Consider the following 18646-nt stretch of genomic DNA (forward strand, 5'->3'; position numbering starts at 1 on the left):
GATTTGCGTTCCGGCATTCGCGACGAGATTTCGTCTCGCCATGTTACCGCATCGAGGCTATGCGTCCGCCGAAATACGCACGCTGAAATGGCCAACCACTTTGAAGAACCTCCGGCATTGCCGACATCACGAAACGGTCCATCCAAACCGTCGTCACCCGATTCATCGATAAAGGCCAAATACGTGTGCTTCATGGGACATGACCCGACGCTCTGATGAGCGCTAGTGGGGCAAGAACCAAATTCTGAAGTCGGATGCTACCGACCCACCTGTGCACACATACTAACGTTCTAATTGATCAAATTCCACCACACAACCTTACCCAGAATTGGCTCCTAACGACCGCCCCAACGTATGTAGCTTCTAGAATGTCTTGTGGACCCAAGGCGGAAATTTCCCGAAGCCCTGCTCGCCATTCTCGACGTCCGCCTGTTTCCGAGGCGCTCCCATAATCTAGGCACGGCTCCCCCACCCGTCGATGGTTAATCGCGTCTTAACCTCGCCGTATCTATGGTGGCTGATCTGTTTGCGCTCGGTCCATCGTGGCGGTCGGGTGTTTCTGAAAGCTGGCGTTTGCGATGGTTGTGTCCGCCTCTCCCTCCTCGGTGCGCGCGGCCGGCAGTCTTGAGGCTGTCGGGCAGAGCGAGCGTTCGCCGTTCGCGCGGCTGACCGATCTGCTGGCGCCGTATCAGCCGGGCGAAAAGCTCATAAACCTGTCGGTCGGCGAGCCGCAGCATGCGCTGCCGGGCTTCGTGGCTGAGGTGCTGGCGCGGCACACGGCCGATTTCGGCCGCTACCCGATGGCCAAGGGCATCGCGCCGTTCCGCGAGGCGGCAGCGGCCTGGCTGGCGCGGCGATTTACGCTGCCGCGCACGCCCGATCCCGAGACCGAAGTGCTGGTGCTGAACGGCAGCCGCGAGGGGCTGTTTCTCGCCGCCGTCGCGGCCGCCCGCTATGTCGCGCCGCGCAGCGGCACGCCGGCGATCCTGCTGCCGAACCCGTTCTATCCGGCCTATGCGGCCGGCACCCGCGCGGCCGGCTGCGAGGCGGTGTTCCTGCCGACCACGCGCGCCAACGGCTTTCTGCCCGACCTCGATTCGCTCGACGCCGCGACGCTGGCCCGCACCGTCGCGATCTTCGTCGCCTCGCCGGCCAATCCGCAGGGCTCGGTGGCCTCACAGGCCTACTACGCGAAGCTGAAGCAGCTCGCCGACCGCTACGGTTTCCTGATCCTCAGCGACGAATGCTACTCGGAGATCTACACGCGGCAGGCGCCCGGCAGTGCGCTCGAGGTCGCGGGCGATGATTTCCGCAACGTCGCGGTGTTTCAGTCGCTGTCGAAGCGCTCGAACCTGCCCGGTCTGCGCGTCGGCTTCGTCGCCGGCGATGCGAATTTCCTCAAGGCCTATCACGAGCTGCGCAACGTCGCGGCTCCGCAGGTGCCGGTGCCGCTGCAGCACGTCGCGGTCGCGGCCTATGCGGACGAAACCCATGTCGAAGAGAACCGCCGGCTGTACCGGCTGAAATTCGACCTCGCCGATCAGATTCTCGGATCGCGCTACGGTTATCAGCGTCCCGCGGGTGGCTTCTGCCTGTGGCTCGACGTCTCCGCTCATGGCGGCGACGAGGCCGCCACCGTGAAGCTGTTCCGCGACGGCGGCGTCCGGGTCATTCCGGGCAGTTACTTGGCGCGGCCGCAGCCGGACGGCAGCAATCCGGGTGCTGGTTACATCCGGGTGGCGATGGTGCAGGACAGCGACACCACGGCCGAAGCATTGCACCGTCTGGTAAGGGTTCTTTCGTGAGTCGCGGGGCAGAGCAGTGAGTATGCCGGCGATCGAACGTGTCATTCCCCTGGTCGGGCATTTGCCGACGTCGCTGCGCGACGCGCTGGCCCGCCGCCTGCGCGAACTCGGCGGCTTCGGCCTGATCGCGATGGCCGCGGTCGCCGCCGCCGCGCTGGCGACCTGGTCGGTGCAGGACCCCAGCCTGAGCCACGCGACCTCGCGCAAGATCCACAATCTGATGGGCTATCCGGGCGCGATCGGCGCCGATCTGACGATGCAGATCCTCGGCCTCGGCGCGATCGGCCTGTTGATGCCGATCGCCACCTGGGGCTGGCGGATGCTCAACCATCGCCCGTTCGACCGCCGCGCGCTGCGCTTCGGCGCGTGGATCCTCTGCACGGTGTTCACCGCGGGCCTCGCCAGCTCGTTCCCGCACGACACCGCCTGGCCGCTGCCGACCGGGCTCGGCGGCGTGGTCGGCGATGCGCTGGTGCGGGCGCCGTCGCTGGTGTTCGGTCCGGGCATCATCTTCCGGGTGATCCTTACGCTGCTGCTCGCGGCCGCGACGGCCGTGACCTTCCTGATCGCCAGCGGCTACGGGTCGCGCGAGCCGGAGGTCGACGACAGCATTGCCGACGATGTGCCGCTCGACGAAGACGACGACCGCGACGAAGGCTCGGTATCGCTCGGCTGGATGGCGCACGCCATGCTGTCCGCCAAGGCGAGGTTGTGGCGGCTGATCAAGCTGGGCTACCGCAGTCTGGTCAGCAGCGCCGCGACCGGCCGCTCCGCCGCGTCGTTCGAGCGTCAGGAGCCCAAGCTCGGCAGCGGCCGCACCGCGCCCTCGATCGTGCCGCGCGACGAGCGCGATTTCGACGACGAGCCGGAGCATGACGAACCGGCGGCCGATGAAGAAATCGAGGACGACGAAGAGGAAGAGGCGCCGGCACCGCGCGCCCGCAAGAAGGCCGCTCCGCGTCCCTCGGCGAAAAAGCCGAGCCGGTTCGATCTTCCCTCCGTCAACGTGCTGACGGCGCCGAAGGCGTCCGATCGCCAGCCGCTCAACAAGGCCGAACTCGAAGCCAATTCGCGCGCGCTCGAAGGCGTGCTGCAGGATTTCGGCGTGCGCGGCGAAATCGTCAAGGCGAACCCGGGCCCCGTGGTGACGCTGTACGAACTCGAACCGGCGCCAGGTATCAAGTCGTCGCGCGTGATCGGCCTGTCCGACGACATCGCCCGTTCGATGAGCGCGCTGTCGGCCCGCGTCGCGGTGGTGCCCGGCCGCAACGCGATCGGCATCGAGCTGCCCAATGCGCACCGCGAGAAGGTGTACTTGCGCGAATTGCTGAGCGTGAAGGACGGCAACGAGACGGTGCACAAGCTGCCGCTCTGTCTCGGCAAGAACATCGGCGGCGATTCGATCATCATCGATCTCGCCCGCACGCCGCACATGCTGATCGCCGGTACCACCGGTTCGGGTAAGTCGGTCGCGATCAACACCATGATCCTCAGCCTGGTGTATCGGCTGCGGCCGGATCAGTGCCGGCTGATCATGGTCGATCCGAAGATGCTCGAACTCTCGGTCTATGACGGCATCCCGCATCTGTTGACGCCGGTCGTCACCGATCCGAAGAAGGCGGTCGTCGCCCTGAAGTGGGCGGTGCGCGAGATGGAAGAGCGCTACAAGCGCATGGCCAAGCTCGGCGTCCGCAATATCGACGGCTACAACACCCGCCTGTCCGAAGCCAAGGCGCGCGGCGAGGAATTGACCCGCACGGTTCATACCGGCTTCGACAAGGAGACCGGCAAGGCGATCTACGAGGAAGAGAAGCTCGACCTCGAGCCGCTGCCCTACATCGTCATCATCGTGGATGAGATGGCGGACCTGATGATGGTCGCCGGCAAGGATATCGAAGGCGCGGTGCAGCGCCTCGCCCAGATGGCCCGCGCCGCCGGCCTGCACGTCATCCTGGCGACGCAGCGTCCGTCGGTCGACGTCATCACCGGCACCATCAAGGCCAACTTCCCGACCCGCATCTCCTTCCAGGTGACGTCGAAGATCGACAGCCGCACCATCCTGGGCGAGATGGGCGCCGAGCAGCTGCTCGGCCAGGGCGACATGCTGTACATGGCGGGCGGCGGCCGCATCAGCCGCGTCCACGGCCCGTTTGTGTCCGACGAGGAAGTCGAGAAGGTCGTCAAGCATCTCAAGGCGCAGGGCCAGCCCGAATATCTCGAGGCGGTCACCGCCGAGGAGCCGGCCGAAGGCGAAGACGGCGCGGTGTTCGACGCCACCGGCATGGGCGGCGACGGCGGCGGCGACCTGTTCTCGCAGGCGGTGGCGATCGTCAAGCGCGACCGCAAGGCGTCGACCAGCTACATCCAGCGCCGTCTGCAGATCGGCTACAACCGCGCCGCCTCGCTGATGGAGCGGATGGAACTGGAAGGCATCGTCGGCCAGCCCAATCATGCCGGCAAACGCGAGATCCTCGTCGCCGAAGAAGAGTCCGACTTTTGAGCGGCGGGATCAGCGGCATGGAAATCTCCGCCCAGGAGTCGCGAAATCGCCACAGCACCACGGTAGCGCCAAAGCCACGGCGCGCCGGATCCGCGGCCCCCGCGCAGGATATTGCATTGACGAACGAAACCAAGGGTTTGGCGCCGCGACCGGCGATCCTCTCCGGCCTGCGCCGCGCCGCTGCGGCTGGCGTCGGGCTGTGGCTGGCAACCGCGCCGCTGGCAATGGCGGAGCCGACATCGCCGAAAGCGACCGGGAAGGCGACCGAGCGACAATTCAGCGCCGCCGACCCGGCGCGGCAGGCCAAGCCGCCGCAGCCGGCGCCGCCGCTCACCAAGCTGACGACGCCGCCCGAGCCGGTCATTCCGGATCCACGCCGCAACGTGCCGGCGTCGATCTTCACCACCTTCGACGCCAAGCAGAAGGCCGACGCCGCCCGGGTCAGCGCCTATCTGTCGTCGCTGTCGACGCTGGTCGGCAATTTCGTTCAGGTCGGCCCGGACGGCAGCAAGCTGAAGGGCGACTTCTACATCATGAAGCCCGGCAAGGTCCGGTTCGAATACGACGACCCGAGCCCGATCTCGATGGTCGCCGATGGCCAGTCGCTGGTGGTGCGTGACCGCAGGCTGGCCACCCAGGACGTCTATCCGTTGTCCCAGACGCCGCTGCGCTATCTGCTCAGCGACAAGATCGATCTGCTCCGCGACACCAACGTGGTCGCCATCACGTCGGACGATCTCTACATCTCGGTGATCATCGAAGAGAAGAATGCGGTGATCGGCACCAGCCGGCTGATGCTGATGGTCGGCGTCAAGGACGGCCAGCTCAAGCAATGGACCGTCACCGATCCGCAGGGCTACGACACCACGGTGGCGATCTACAATCTCGACACCACACGTCGCCCCGATCCGACGATGTTCAAGATCGACTACACCGACTACTCGACCCCGCCGGGCTGAGGCGACTGCGCCTCACGGCATCCACAAGCAGGGACTCATGGTGACGAGCGCGCCTCTTGGCGCGCGTCTCGAACCATGCGCATTTGGTATGATCCGCCGCCACGCTTTCCGTCATTGCGAGGAGCGAAGCGACGAAGCAATCCAGCCTGGTGCACGGCGCTGGATTGCTTCGCTTCGCTCGCAATGACGCCGGACCGAAAATGATGCGCTTCACGCTCACGACCTGGAATATCAATTCGGTGCGGCTGCGCATCGACCTGGTGGCGAAGTTTCTCAAGGCGCAGCGGCCGGATGTGTTGTGTCTGCAGGAGACCAAGTGCCCGGACGACGCGTTTCCGCTGAAGCGATTCAAGCGGCTCGGCTATGAGCACATCGCGCTCAACGGCCAGAAGGGCTACCACGGCGTCGCGATCATCTCGAAAATCCCGTTCGTCGCGCGTGACGTCCGCACCTTCTGCGACATCGTCGACTCGCGGCACATCTCGGTGTCGCTCAACACCGCCGATGCCGATCCGCCGCTGGTGGTGCACAATTTCTACGTGCCGGCCGGCGGCGATATTCCGGATCCCGCGGTCAATCCGAAGTTCAAGCACAAGCTGTCGTTTCTCGACGAGATGAAAGCCTGCGAGCCGCTGCATCCGACCGGCGATCAGCGCCACATCCTGGTCGGCGATCTCAACGTCGCGCCATACGAGCACGACGTCTGGTCGCACAAGCAGTTACTGAAGGTGGTGTCGCACACCCCGATCGAATGCGAGAAATTGCTCGCGGTGCTACGCGCCGGCAATTGGGTCGACGTCGCGCGCGAGCGCATTCCGTTGTCCGAGAAGGTCTACACCTGGTGGAGCTATCGGGCCGCCGACTGGACCGTCGGCGACCGCGGCCGCCGGCTCGACCACATCTGGGTGTCGGAAGCCCTGAAGGACCGCGTCACCGACTTCAAGATCCTGCGCGACGCCCGCAGCTGGGAACGCCCAAGCGACCACGTCCCGGTGACGATGACGATGGAGTTGTGAGGTCGTTGGCGCGTTCATCCGTGAACTAACACCCGAGCACAGCGGGCTCCCTCTCCCGCCTGCGGGAGAGGGTTGGGGTGAGGGCGCCGCGCAGCCGAGCGCCCGCGATCGTGCACCCAGCTTCTCGAATGATGAACGGATCGGGCCAGATATCCTGAAGCCGATGCTATCAGCATCAATGAGTAGCGAGCGCTGGGCTCGGCTCGCCCTCACCCCGGCCCTCTCCGGCAAGCGGGAGAGGGGGAAGGCTACGATCCCAGCTTCGCGCCGGCCATCATGATGTCGCTGGCGATCTGGCTGGTGCGGGAGGCGAATTCGTCGCGCAGCCGGCGAGCCGCCGGTGGGTCGCTTTCGAGCACGCGCTGAAACAGGCTGCGGGCGATCCGGATCACCGACGAGTACTCCAGCGCCACGACATTGGACGGCCGCGGCATCGGCAGCACGAGTGCGAGCTCGCCGATCAGATCGCCCGGCCGCGCGATCAGTTCGTACGGTCCGCCGTCGGGCGAGGTCACCTGGAACGATCCGGTCTGCACCACATAACCGGCATCGGACGGATCGCCGGCCTTGAACAGCGCATCGCCGCGCGCGTAGTCGCGCTGCTCGGAGCCGATCGCCAGCATGCGCAGCGAGGTCTCGCCCAACAGCCGAAGCGTCGGGACGCGCTCGAGCAATGCAACATCATCTTCGATCGACATCAGGGACCGGTCAGAACGGAACGCGCCAAATCCTCGATTCGCGAGATTTTGGCGCCGATTCGGTCCCTATTGGTATCACGGCACGAGTTTGTAGCCACCGGCCTCGGTCACCAGAATCTCCGGATTCGCCGCGTCTTTCTCGATCTTTTGGCGAAGTCGGTAAATGTGGGTCTCGAGCGTGTGCGTGGTCACGCCCGAATTATAGCCCCACACCTCCTGCAGCAGCGTCTCGCGCGACACCGCCGATTGTCCGGCGCGGTACAGGAAGCGCAGGATCGCGGTTTCCTTCTCGGTCAGCCGAACCTTCTTGGCGTTGGCGCCGGTCAGCATCTTGGAGCCCGGGCGGAAGCTGTAGGGCCCCACAGTGAACACCGCGTCCTCGCTGGCCTCGTGCTGGCGCAGCTGGGCGCGGATACGCGCCAGCAGCACGGCGAAGCGGAACGGCTTGGCGACGTAGTCGTTGGCGCCGCTCTCCAGGCCGAGAATGGTATCGGAATCCGTATCGTGGCCGGTCAGCATGATGATCGGCGCCTTGAAGCCGCCCTTGCGGAGCGAGCGAACGACCTCGCGGCCGTCGGTGTCGGGCAGGCCGACATCCATCAGCACCAGATCCGGCGAATTGGCTTTGGCGGATTGCACACCCTTGGCTCCGGTGTCGACCGCCGAGGCCTCGAACTCCTCGTGCAGCGACAGCTGTTCGACCAGCGCGTCGCGCAGATCGGTGTCGTCGTCCACGATCAGGATCTTGCGGGCGTTCGGCATGGTCGATGTCCTTCGGTCTTGCAGGCGATCCGGCGATGCGGGCCATTGCTTCCAAATCACGCGCGATTGTATCGCAGAACAGCAAATAGGGATCGTTCCCGCCGAATTGAACAAGCGCTATGCTAAATTTGCAGGAATCGCGCGCGACGGAGCGTCGCTCCGAGGGTAAAAGTGAATAAATGTCAAAAGGTTGCGTCAAGCCAGCGGCCGACCGGTCGCTGTCGGTGATCCGCGTTCGGCCTGCGGCCGGGCAGCGCAGCCGCGGGTGGCTCACGGCCGCCGGCCAGACCATCCCGGTGGCGCTCGGCCGCGGCGGCATTCTGGCCAACAAGCGCGAGGGCGACGGCGGCACGCCGCGTGGCAGTTTCCGGCCGGTGCGGCTGTGGTGGCGGGTCGACCGCTTGCAGCGGCCGCGGACCTTCCTGCCGGTCCGGCCCATCACCGGCGAGGATGCCTGGTGCGAAGACCCGGCGAGCCGGCACTACAATCGCCCGCTCCGCCGCGGCGCAGCGGAGGCCGGCGACCGGCTGCAGCGCGCCGACCATCTCTACGACCTCATCATCGAGATCGACCACAACGCCCGGCCGCGCATCGCCGGTCGCGGCAGCGCCGTCTTCTTCCACCTCGCCCGCGACAATTTCGGCCCCACCGCCGGCTGCGTCGCGATGACCCGTGGCAATCTGCTGAGGTTGCTGAGGCGGATCGGGCCGCGGACCAGGATCGTGATCGGGTAGGCGGAAGAGCTTAGGAAAGCAGCGACCGCCTCAATGATTGCCGTCACCACCCGCGAAAGCGGGTGGCCCAGTATTCCAGAGCGCTCATTGTTCAGCACTAGCGCACTGGGATACTGGGTCGCCCGGACAAGCCGGGCGATGACGGGGAGGAATGGGGCTTCTCCTACCGATGCCCGAAGATCGCCGACCCGACCCGCACATGGGTTGCGCCGAACTCGATGGCGGTGGCGAAGTCGGCGCTCATGCCCATCGACAGGTTGGCGAGGCCGTTGCGCTTGGCGATCTTGGCCGTCAGGGCGAAATGCGGCGCCGGGGCTTCGTCGACCGGCGGGATGCACATCAGCCCGGAAATCGTCAGGCCCCATTGGTCGCGGCAGGCCGCGATGAAGGCGTCGGCCTCCTGCGGGGCGACGCCGGCCTTCTGCGGTTCCTCGCCGGTGTTGACCTGAACGAACAGCTCGATCGCGCGGCCGGAGGCCGGCAGCGCCTTGCCGAGCGCCTCAGCCAGGCTCGGGCGGTCGACGGAATGGATCGCGTCGAACAGCGCCACCGCTTCCTTCACCTTGTTGGACTGCAGCGGTCCGATCAGATGCAGTTTGGTGCCCGCATGCTCGGTGATCAGCGGCGGCCATTTGGCCTTGGCCTCCTGCACGCGATTTTCGCCGAACACACGCTGACCCGCGGCCAGCACCGGCGCGATCGCATCCGGCTCGAACGTCTTCGACACCGCAATGAGCGTGACCGAGTCGCGCGCACGGCGCGCGTCGCGGCAGGCTTGCGCGATCTGCTGTTCGACAGCCGCGAGCCCGTGGAGTGTCCCAACACTCATCGGTCTGCCGAATAAAAAAATATCGCTCGCGGGCCGCGTGTTTGGCCGAACGAATTCGCGAACGGATGGGTCACTGCAACCACGGGACGCGCCTTGCTCAAATTGTAACGAAATGGAGAAAGGGTTCTTGAACCCTTGCTCCTAGGTTGCTTACGGGGGTTGAGGGGGCAACGATGTCACGCATCGCCATCATTCGCAAGAAAGCGAAGCTCAGGGGGCTGTTCGGAATCCGCGCCAGGCTGGTGATTCTGGCGCTGATCCTGGTGTGTCCGCTGATGCTGGATCGCATCCGGTTGCTCGAACACACCCGCGCCACCCAGCTCGCCGCGGTCGCCAACAATGTCGCGACGCTGGCGCAGCGTGCCTCCGACGCGCAGCGCGAGGTGATTTCCTCGGTCGAGGCCGTGCTGAAATCCGCCGCTTACATTCATGCCGGCGCGTCCCAGATCGGCCGCAGCTGCAGCATCCTGCGCGCCAGCCTGCGGGTCGATCTGCCGTCGATCCGGATGCTCTCGGTCGCGGACAAAAACGGTCTGGTGTACTGCTCGACCGCGGCCACCTTCGTCGGCGCCCGGGTCGGCGACCGCGCGTATTTCCGCCGGGCGCTGGAGCTCCACGATTTCGTCGTGAGCGATTTCGTGGTCGGCGCGCAGTCCGGCAAGGGCACCATTCTGGCGGCCTATCCGGTGTCGGCCGTGGACACCGGCGAAGAGGCGGTGCTGATTGCCGGAATGAATCTCGACTGGCTGTCCGACATCATGACCAATCTGGCCGGCCATGCCGGGCTGAGCGTGGTGATGATCGACGGCGAGGGCACCGTCCTGGCCGCTTCGCCCAATCAGCGCAGCCAGATCGGCTTCAAGCTCGACCGGGCGCCGCTCGCCTTCGCGCTTGGCGCCAACCCGCCCGAGCACGAATTGGCGACCTCCCATGACGATGACGATCGGCTGCTGGCGGTGTCGCGGATTCCCGGCACCAACGCCCGGCTGGTGATGACGCTGGACGAAAATGTGGTGTCCGCCGCGATCGATCAGGAAATCCGCACCGCCTATCTGCAGCTCGGGCTGGTCTGCCTGATCGCCCTGCTCGGCGCGCTGATCGCCGCCGAACGGCTGATCGTCAAGCCGATCTCGATGCTGACCTCGGCGGCGCAGCGGTTCGCCCATGGCGACTGGGCGGCGCGGGCCAATCGCGCCAAGCTGCCGTCCGAATTTCAGCCGCTGGCGCGCGCCTTCAACGCCATGGCGGCGCAGCTTGGTCAGCGCGAACGCGAATTGCTGGAGACCAACAACAACCTGTCGATGATGGCGTCGATGGATCTGCTGAGCGGCCTCGGCAACCGCCGCGGCTTCCAGAACCGGCTCGATTTCGAGTGGGTGCGGGCGGTGCAGAACGGCCATTGCCTGGCGCTGCTGATGCTCGACGTCGACCATTTCAAGATGTTCAACGACAGCTATGGCCATCCGGAGGGCGATGCCTGCCTGTCGCGGATCGGCGAGGCGCTGGCAGGGGTGGCCAACGACACCGGCGGCTTCGCGGCGCGCTACGGCGGCGAGGAATTCTGTCTGCTGCTGCCGGAAACCGATGCCGCCGCCGCGGTGGTGGTCGGCGAGATGGTCCGCGACACGATCGAGCGGCTGGCGCTGCCCCATCGCAGCAGCGTGTTCCAGCGCGTCACCATCAGCGTCGGTGTCGCCGCGGCGGTGCCGGCCGACGACGCGGTGCCGAGCGATCTGCTCGAGGCCGCCGACGCGGCGCTCTATGCGGCCAAGCACCGGGGCCGCAATACCGTGGTCGAGCACGGCCTGATGCGCACCGCCGCGCCGGCCGCGATGGCGATCGCGAGCTGACATCCGCCAAGCCGAACTGGCCAAGCCAGATTGGCCGTGCCGGCCGGCCTGCGCCGCAGTCGCCGCCGGGCCGCGCCCATCCCATTGACCGGGCGCCGGGTTTCATGGCCTAGTCCGCGCGCTTCGCGCGCGAATTGTCCCCGAGTCCCCGCACCGGTTTGCGACCTCGTTCGCGCTTCCCATCCGCAGCGCCCAAACCGGCACTCGATCGATCTCCAGCCCGACTGATCTGTCATGAGCAACGAACGTTACAACGCCCGCGAATCCGAACCCAAATGGCAGGCGAAGTGGGACGAGGCGAAGATCTTCGCCACGCAGAACGACGACCCGCGTCCAAAGTATTACGTGCTGGAGATGTTTCCGTATCCGTCCGGGCGGATCCACATGGGGCACGTCCGCAACTACACCATGGGCGACGTGGTGGCGCGGACGATGCGGGCGCGCGGCTACAACGTGCTGCACCCGATGGGCTGGGATGCGTTCGGTCTGCCGGCCGAGAACGCCGCGATCGAGCGCAAGGTCGCGCCCAAGGCGTGGACCTACGACAACATCGCGGCGATGAAGAAGCAGCTCCAGACCATGGGGCTGTCGCTCGACTGGGCGCGTGAATTCGCGACCTGCGACCCGCGCTACTACAAGCATCAGCAGAAGATGTTCCTGGATTTCCTGAAGGCGGGCCTCGCCGAACGGGAGACCCGCAAGCTCAACTGGGACCCGGTCGACATGACCGTGCTGGCCAACGAGCAGGTGATCGACGGCCGCGGCTGGCGCTCCGGTGCCGTCGTCGAGCTGCGCGAGATGAACCAGTGGGTGTTCAAGATCACCAGGTACTCCCAGGAGCTGCTCGACGCGCTGGAGACGCTCGACCGCTGGCCCGACAAGGTGCGGCTGATGCAGCGCAACTGGATCGGCCGCAGCGAAGGCCTGCTGGTCCGCTTCGCGCTCGACCCGGCGACGACGCCCGGCGGCGAGACCGAGCTGAAGATCTTCACGACGCGCCCCGATACGTTGTTCGGCGCCAAGTTCATGGCGATCGCCGGCGATCATCCGCTGGCGCTGGCGGCCGCTGCGAAGAATCCGCAGATCGCGGCGTTCGTCGACGAGTGCAAGAAGCGCGGCACCGCGCAGGCCGAGATCGACACCGCCGAGAAGCAGGGCATCGACACCGGCATCCGCGCCGTGCATCCGTTCGACCCGAGCTGGCAGATCCCGGTTTACGTCGCGAACTTCGTGCTAATGGAATACGGCACCGGCGCCATCTTCGGCTGCCCGGCGCACGACCAGCGCGACCTCGACTTCGTCAACAAGTACAAGCTCGGCAACACGCCCGTCGTTTGCCCTGAAGGCCAGGACCCGGCCAGCTTCGTCATTACCGACGAGGCCTATGACGGCGACGGCCGGATGATCAATTCGCGCTTCCTCGACGGCATGACGATCGCGGACGCCAAGGAAGAGGTCGCCAAGCGGCTCGAAGCCGCGACGCTCGGCAATGCGCCGGTCGGCGAGCGCAAGGTCAACTTCCGCCTGCGCGACTGGGGCATCTCGCGCCAGCGCTATTGGGGCTGCCCGATTCCGGTGATCCATTGCGAGGTCTGCGGCGTCGTGCCGGTGCCCGATAAGGACCTGCCGGTCGAGCTACCGGAGGACGTGTCGTTCGACAAACCCGGCAACGCGCTCGACCATCACCCGACCTGGAAGCACGTCGCCTGCCCGCAATGCGGGGCTAAGGCGCAGCGCGAAACCGACACGATGGATACGTTCGTCGATTCGTCCTGGTACTTCGCGCGCTTCACCGATCCGTGGAACGAGACCGCGCCGACCACGCCCGACGTGGTCAACCGCATGCTGCCGGTCGATCAGTATATCGGCGGCGTCGAGCACGCGATTTTGCACCTGCTGTACAGCCGGTTCTTCACCCGGGCCATGAAGGCCACCGGCCATGTCGCGCTGGACGAGCCGTTCCGCGGCATGTTCACCCAGGGCATGGTGGTGCACGAGACCTATCGGACCGCCGACGGCCACTTCGCCTCGCCGGCCGAGATCGCCATCACGGTCGAGGGTGATTCGCGGAAGGCGACGCTGCTCGACGGCGGCACGCCGGTCGAGATCGGCCCGATCGAGAAGATGTCGAAGTCCAAGCGCAACACCGTCGATCCCGACGAGATCATCGGCACCTACGGGGCCGATACGGCGCGCTGGTTCATGCTGTCCGACTCCCCGCCCGATCGCGACGTGATCTGGAGCGAGGAGGGCGTCAAGGGCGCCTCGCGCTTCGTGCAGCGGCTGTGGCGGATGGTGAACGACGCCGCCGAGATCGCCAAGGCGGCCCCGGTGACGCGGCCCGAGAGCTTCGGCCCCGAGGCGCTGGCGGTACGCAAGGCGGCGCATGGCGCGCTCGACAAGGTTTTGTCCGGCATCGAGCGGCTGGCCTTCAACGTCAGCCTCGCGCACATCCGCGAGTTCTCCAATGGTCTCGGCGACGTGCTGGCCAAGGCTGGGACGCCGGCGCCGGATCTGGCCTGGGCGATTCGCGAGGCCTCGGCCATCCTGGTGCAGCTGTTCCATCCGATGATGCCGCATCTGGCCGAAGAGTGCTGGGCCGAGCTCGGGCAGCCCGGGCTGGTGTCCGAAGCGGCCTGGCCGCCGATCGAACGCGACCTGCTGGTCGAGGACAGCATCACCTTGCCGGTGCAGGTCAATGGCAAGAAGCGCACCGAGGTGACGGTGCCCCGGGCCGCCGCAAACGCCGAAATTGAGGCTGCCGTTTTGGCCCTCGATGCGGTAAGACAGGCGCTGGACGGCAAGCCCGTTCGCAAGGTGATCGTGGTTCCGCAGAGGATCGTGAATGTCGTCGGCTAGGTCTGCTGCAGCAAGAATGGGAATCAGGCTGGCGCTGGCCGCGATGCTGGCGATGCCGCTGGCCGGCTGTTTCCAGCCGATGTATGCGGACCGCGGCGACGGCTCGCCGACGCTGCGCGACAAGCTGTCCGCCGTGCAGGTGCCGCCGCTCGACGTGCCGAACAGTTCGCGCAACGCGCGAATCGGCGTCGAGATCCGCAATGCGCTGATGTTCAAGATGTACGGCAGTGCCACCGGCGCGCCGCCGCTGTATACGCTGGCGCTGAACATCAACTCGTCGCGGTCGTCGCTGATCGTCGATCCCAACACCACGCTGCCCACCATCGAAAACTACGGCATCGACGCCAATTTCCGGCTGATCGAGATCGCCACCGGCAAGGTCGTGCTGACCGGCAGCACCTTCTCGCGTGTCGAATACGACGTGCCGGGGCAGACCCAGCGCTTCGCCCGGACCCGCGCCGGCCGCGACGCCGAGGATCGCGCCGCGCAGGAAATCGCCGAAAACATCAACACCCGGCTCGCGTCGTTCTTCTACGCCGGCATGTGAGCCGGCCACGCCGATCGCCGATGTGAGTCTGCCATGGTCGCGCTGCGCGGCAGAGACGCCACCGCCTTTTTGGCTCGCCCCGATCCGGCACGGCCGCTGATCCTGCTGTACGGCCCAGACGCCGGGCTGGTGCGCGAGCGTGCCGACGCCCTGATCGCCTCCGCGCTCGACGATCCCAAGGACCCGTTCGCGCTGGTGCGACTCGACGGCGATGAACTCGCCGCGGAGCCGTCGCGGCTGGTCGACGAGGCGCTGGCGATTCCGATGTTCGGCGGCCGCCGGGCGATCCGTGTCCGCGCCGGCTCACGCAGCTTCGTTGCCGGCGTCGAAGCGCTGGCGGCGTCGCCGCCCAGGGAGTGCCGCGTCGTCATCGAGGCCGGCGACATCAAGCCCGACAACGCGCTGCGCAAGGCCTGCGAGAAGGCCGCGAGCGCGGTGGCGATCGGCTGCTACCCGGACGCCGAGGCCGATCTCACCAAGCTGATCGACGACGAGCTGCGCACCGCGAGTCTGCAGATCGCCCGCGACGCCCGCGCCATCCTGATGACGCTGCTCGGCGGCGACCGTCAGGCGTCGCGCAACGAGGTCCGCAAGCTCACGCTGTATGCCCACGGCCGCGGCGAGATCTCGCTCGACGACGTCATGGCCTGCGTGTCCGATGCCTCCGACCTCAAGCTCGACGTCATTGTGGATGCGGCGTTTTCGGGCAAGCCGCAGGTGGTCGAGAGCGAGTTCGCCAAGGCGATGGTGGCCGGCACCTATCCGGGCCAGATCATTCTGGCGGCGCAGCGTCATGCCGCGTTCCTGCACAAGACCAGCCTGACGGTCGAAACCGGCACGCCGGCCGCGACCGCGCTCGACAGCGGCTTCCCCCGGCTGCATTTCTCCCGCAAGACCGCCGCCGAAACCGCGCTGCGCAATCTCTCCCCGGCGCGGCTGGCACAGATCATCGAACTGCTCGCCACCGCCGCGCTCGACACCCGCCGCCAGGCCAGCCTCGGCGCCGCGATCGCCCAGCGCACGCTGCTGTCGATCTCGGTGAATGCGCGGCGCCGGAGCTAGGGCGCTTCGCGGACTGAAGCCTTTCCACGTTGCACTGAGCCCTCATCCTGAGAGCCTGGCCGGAAATGCGCCCTTTGGATTCGAGCACTCCACTCTCCACGCGTCATGCCCGGCCTCGTGCCGGGCATCCACGTCTTGCTGCCGGAGACGCAGGAAAGGCGATGGCCGGGACAGGCCCGGCCATGACGGCCTGAAGCGTGGCGTCTCGAAGATCGGCGCTTGGCACCCGTGCATGGTTCGAGACGGCGCTTCGCGCCTCCTCACCATGAGGCTGTGCCTGTGGCAACGCCCCCCGCGCCTGCAAACAGGCTATAAGCGCCTCATGATCCGCCCGCTGCTCACGGTGTCCGCCGGTACGTTGTCGTCTCGCCTGCTCGGCTTCGTGCGCGACGCACTGGTCGCCGCACTGCTCGGCGCCGGGGCGGTGGCGGATGCGTTTCTGCTGGCGTTTCAGCTCGTCAATGTGACGCGGCGGCTGCTGACCGAGGGCGCCCTCAACGCCGCGCTGGTGCCGGCGTGGCTGCGGGTGCGCGAACACAACGGCGCGGCGGCGGCCGCGGCCTTCGCCGGCCGGCTGCTCGGCACGGTGGCGCTGGCGACGCTGGTGCTGGCGGTGCTGGTCGGCGTGTTCATGCCGCTGTTGATCGCGCTCCTGGCGCCCGGCTTCGTCGGTCAGCCGACGCTCGGCATGGCGGTGCGCGACGCGCGGCTGATGCTGCCCTATCTGGCGTTCGCCGGCCCGGTCGCGGTGATGATGGGGCTGTTCAACGCGCAGGGCAAAGTCGGGCTGACGGCGTTCTCGCCGCTGCTGTTCAACGCGGCACTGATCGTCGTCACCGCGGTGCTGCTGTTCGCGAGCGACGACGACGTCGCGGCGGCGTGGCTGCTGTCCGCCACTGTCGGCATCGCCGGTCTGCTGCAGCTGTCGATCCTGGTATTCAACAGCCGCGGCGAAAAGCTCGCGACGCCGCTGCGGGTGTCGTTCGACACCGCGATGCGGGCGTTTTTCGTCAAGGCGATCCCCGGCATGATCGCCAATTCCGGGCCGCAGCTGCTGATCGTGATCGGCGCGATCGTGGCGTCGTCGACGCCGTCGGCGGTGTCGTGGCTGTATTTCGCCAACCGCCTGATCGAGCTGCCGCTCGGCATCGTCGGCGTGGCGATGGGCGCCGTGCTGGTTCCGGAACTGGCGCGCGCCGTGCGCGGCGACGATCGCGCCGCGCAGTCGGAGGCGGCGTCGCGCGGGCTCGAACTGGCGCTCGGCGTCGCGCTGCCGGCGACGCTCGGGCTGATCGTGTTGCGCGAGCCGATCGTCCGGCTGCTGTTCGAGCACGGCGCGTTCGGCGCCGAAGACACCGCCGCGACCGCGCTGGCGCTCGGCATTCTGGCGCTCGGTCTGCCGGCGCAGGTGCTGGCCAAGACCTGGTCGGCGGCGTTCTACGCCCGCGAGGACACCCGCACGCCGCTGATCGCCACGCTGCTGGCACTCGCCGTCGCGCTGGTGGCGGCGCTGCTGCTCGGGCGGCTGCTCGGCGCCGCGGGCGTGGCGCTGGCGATTGTGCTCGGTGGCTCGAGCAATGCGGCCGTGCTGCTGGCGCAGGGGCTGCGCCGCTTCGGCGTCAGCATCGACGCCGCGGCGCGCCGCCGTCTGGTGCTGATCGCGGTCGCCGCCGCCGCGATGGGCGGCCTGCTGACGCTGAAGGCCAGCTTCGTGCTGCCCTGGGCGGCGCCGGCGGGAGCGCTGGCCCAGGCGGCGGCGCTCGGCGTCCTGATCGCCGGTGGGCTGATCGTCTATGGCGGATTGCTGGTGCTGTTCGGGGTGGTGCGGCCGGCCGCGCTGGGAACGGCGCTGCGGTCGCCGCGCGGCTTGCGCGGCTAGCCTCCGCGTGCCAATGGACGGCCGCGCCGCCGCCATCGGGCGCGTCGCCGACCGATCTCGCGCAGGAACTGACCATGACCACACAACGGGTATTTTCCGGGGTTCAGCCCACCGGCAATCTCCATCTCGGCAACTATCTCGGCGCGATCGTCAATTTCGTGAAGCTGCAGGAGACGCACAACTGCATCTATTGCGTGGTCGATCTGCACGCCATCACGGTGCCGGTGACGGTCTGGGGCGGCCCGGACGAGCTGCGCCGCAATACCCGCGAAGTCACCGCGGCGTTCATCGCGGCCGGCATCGATCCGAAGAAGCACATCATCTTCAACCAGAGCCAGGTCGCCGAACACGCCGAGCTCGCCTGGGTGTTCAACTGCGTCGCCCGGCTCGGCTGGCTCAACCGCATGACCCAGTTCAAGGAGAAGGCCGGCAAGGATCGCGAGAACGCCTCCATCGGTCTTTATGACTACCCGGTGCTGATGGCGTCCGACATTCTGGTGTACCGCGCCACGCATGTGCCGGTCGGCGAAGACCAGAAGCAGCATCTCGAACTGACCCGCGACATCGCCCAGAAGTTCAATAACGACTTCTCGGCCTCGATCGCCGCGCAGGGGCTCGACGAGGTGTTCTTTCCGCTGCCCGAGCCGGTGATCACCGGCCCTGCGACGCGGGTGATGAGTCTGCGCGACGGCACCAAGAAGATGTCGAAGTCCGATCCGTCGGACTACTCGCGCATCAACCTCACCGACGATGCCGACGCGATCGCGCAAAAGATCCGCAAGGCCAAGACCGATCCGGAGCCGCTGCCGACCGAAGAGAAGGGCCTCGAGCCGCGCCCCGAAGCCGACAATCTGGTCGGCATCTACGCGGCGCTGTCGGGCAAGCCGAAAGCCGCCGTGCTCGGCGAATTCGGCGGCGCGCAGTTCTCGGCGTTCAAGTCGAATCTGGTCGACCTCGCGGTCGAAAAGCTGTCGCCGATCGCCGGCGAGATGAAGCGGCTGTCGGCCGATCACGACTATGTCGACAGCGTCCTCGCCGACGGCAGCGACCGTGCCCGCGTGATTGCCGCCGAGACCATGATGGCGGTGAAGGACATCATGGGCATGGTGCGCAAGAAGGGCTGAGGTTCGTTGCCACGCACCGCAG

14 protein-coding genes and 1 pseudogene are annotated in these 18646 nt (G+C 66.9%); 11 read left to right on the forward strand and 4 right to left on the reverse strand.

The annotated features are described in order from the left end of the window. A pseudogene (locus LPW26_RS24320) lies at nt 1-194 on the reverse strand (hypothetical protein); the annotation flags it as partial. Nucleotides 195-578: 384 nt separating this feature from the next. Between LPW26_RS24320 and LPW26_RS24325 the strand changes: the two are divergent. The 4 genes from LPW26_RS24325 to LPW26_RS24340 all read left to right on the forward strand — a co-directional run bounded on the left by LPW26_RS24325 (nt 579) and on the right by LPW26_RS24340 (nt 6280). After that, a complete protein-coding gene (locus LPW26_RS24325) occupies nt 579-1805 on the forward strand; it encodes an aminotransferase class I/II-fold pyridoxal phosphate-dependent enzyme (RefSeq protein ID WP_238738339.1) in 1227 nt (408 codons plus the stop codon). Nucleotides 1806-1821: 16 nt separating this feature from the next. Further along, the gene (locus tag LPW26_RS24330) at nt 1822-4305 is read left to right on the forward strand and encodes a DNA translocase FtsK (RefSeq protein ID WP_238738340.1); all 2484 of its coding nucleotides are present in this window, start codon (nt 1822-1824) and stop codon (nt 4303-4305) included. A gap of 17 nt (nt 4306-4322) precedes the next feature. After that, nucleotides 4323-5264: an outer membrane lipoprotein carrier protein LolA gene (locus LPW26_RS24335; RefSeq protein ID WP_238738341.1), complete on the forward strand. Its 942-nt coding sequence runs from the start codon at nt 4323-4325 to the stop codon at nt 5262-5264. 203 nt (nt 5265-5467) lie between these two features. Further along, entirely contained in the window at nt 5468-6280 is an 813-nt protein-coding gene (locus tag LPW26_RS24340; protein WP_238738342.1) for an exodeoxyribonuclease III, read from the forward strand. 248 nt (nt 6281-6528) lie between these two features. Here LPW26_RS24340 and LPW26_RS24345 read toward each other — a convergent pair whose 3' ends face one another. Both LPW26_RS24345 and LPW26_RS24350 read right to left on the reverse strand, forming a co-directional pair. Further along, nucleotides 6529-6978 carry a cyclic nucleotide-binding domain-containing protein gene (locus LPW26_RS24345; protein ID WP_238738343.1) on the reverse strand — a complete coding sequence of 150 codons (450 nt, stop codon included), beginning with the start codon at nt 6976-6978 and terminating at the stop codon, nt 6529-6531. 75 nt (nt 6979-7053) lie between these two features. Beyond that, on the reverse strand, nt 7054-7740 hold the full coding sequence (locus LPW26_RS24350) for a response regulator transcription factor (protein WP_238738344.1): 687 nt from the start codon (nt 7738-7740) through the stop codon (nt 7054-7056). Nucleotides 7741-7919: 179 nt separating this feature from the next. On the opposite strand from LPW26_RS24350, the gene LPW26_RS24355 reads away from it, so the two are divergent. Next, nucleotides 7920-8474 (forward strand): L,D-transpeptidase family protein, encoded by a 555-nt coding sequence (locus tag LPW26_RS24355; protein WP_238738345.1) that lies wholly within the window; start codon nt 7920-7922, stop codon nt 8472-8474. A gap of 163 nt (nt 8475-8637) precedes the next feature. On the opposite strand, the gene LPW26_RS24360 is transcribed toward LPW26_RS24355, so the two are convergent. Then, nucleotides 8638-9303: a YggS family pyridoxal phosphate-dependent enzyme gene (locus LPW26_RS24360; RefSeq protein ID WP_238738346.1), complete on the reverse strand. Its 666-nt coding sequence runs from the start codon at nt 9301-9303 to the stop codon at nt 8638-8640. A 173-nt stretch (nt 9304-9476) separates the two neighbouring features. Here LPW26_RS24360 and LPW26_RS24365 point away from each other — a divergent pair, with 173 nt between their 5' ends. The 6 genes from LPW26_RS24365 to trpS all read left to right on the forward strand — a co-directional run bounded on the left by LPW26_RS24365 (nt 9477) and on the right by trpS (nt 18624). Further along, nucleotides 9477-11153: a diguanylate cyclase domain-containing protein gene (locus tag LPW26_RS24365; RefSeq protein ID WP_238738347.1), complete on the forward strand. Its 1677-nt coding sequence runs from the start codon at nt 9477-9479 to the stop codon at nt 11151-11153. A 234-nt stretch (nt 11154-11387) separates the two neighbouring features. Next, nucleotides 11388-14012, forward strand: a complete 2625-nt coding sequence (leuS, locus tag LPW26_RS24370) for a leucine--tRNA ligase (protein WP_238738348.1) — start codon at nt 11388-11390, stop codon at nt 14010-14012. Further along, nucleotides 13999-14559, forward strand: a complete 561-nt coding sequence (gene lptE / locus LPW26_RS24375) for an LPS assembly lipoprotein LptE (protein WP_406678230.1) — start codon at nt 13999-14001, stop codon at nt 14557-14559. Before leuS ends, lptE begins: the two co-directional genes overlap by 14 nt. 33 nt (nt 14560-14592) lie before the next feature. After that, entirely contained in the window at nt 14593-15621 is a 1029-nt protein-coding gene (gene holA / locus LPW26_RS24380; protein WP_238738350.1) for a DNA polymerase III subunit delta, read from the forward strand. Nucleotides 15622-15943: 322 nt separating this feature from the next. Beyond that, nucleotides 15944-17500, forward strand: coding sequence for a murein biosynthesis integral membrane protein MurJ (murJ, locus tag LPW26_RS24385; RefSeq protein WP_238738351.1), 1557 nt, complete (start codon nt 15944-15946; stop codon nt 17498-17500). A gap of 74 nt (nt 17501-17574) precedes the next feature. Then, nucleotides 17575-18624, forward strand: coding sequence for a tryptophan--tRNA ligase (trpS, locus tag LPW26_RS24390; protein ID WP_238738352.1), 1050 nt, complete (start codon nt 17575-17577; stop codon nt 18622-18624). The last annotated feature ends 22 nt before the right edge of the window (nt 18625-18646 follow it).

It is taken from the genome of Rhodopseudomonas infernalis, assembly GCF_022271405.1.
Lineage (GTDB): Bacteria > Pseudomonadota > Alphaproteobacteria > Rhizobiales > Xanthobacteraceae > Rhodopseudomonas > Rhodopseudomonas infernalis.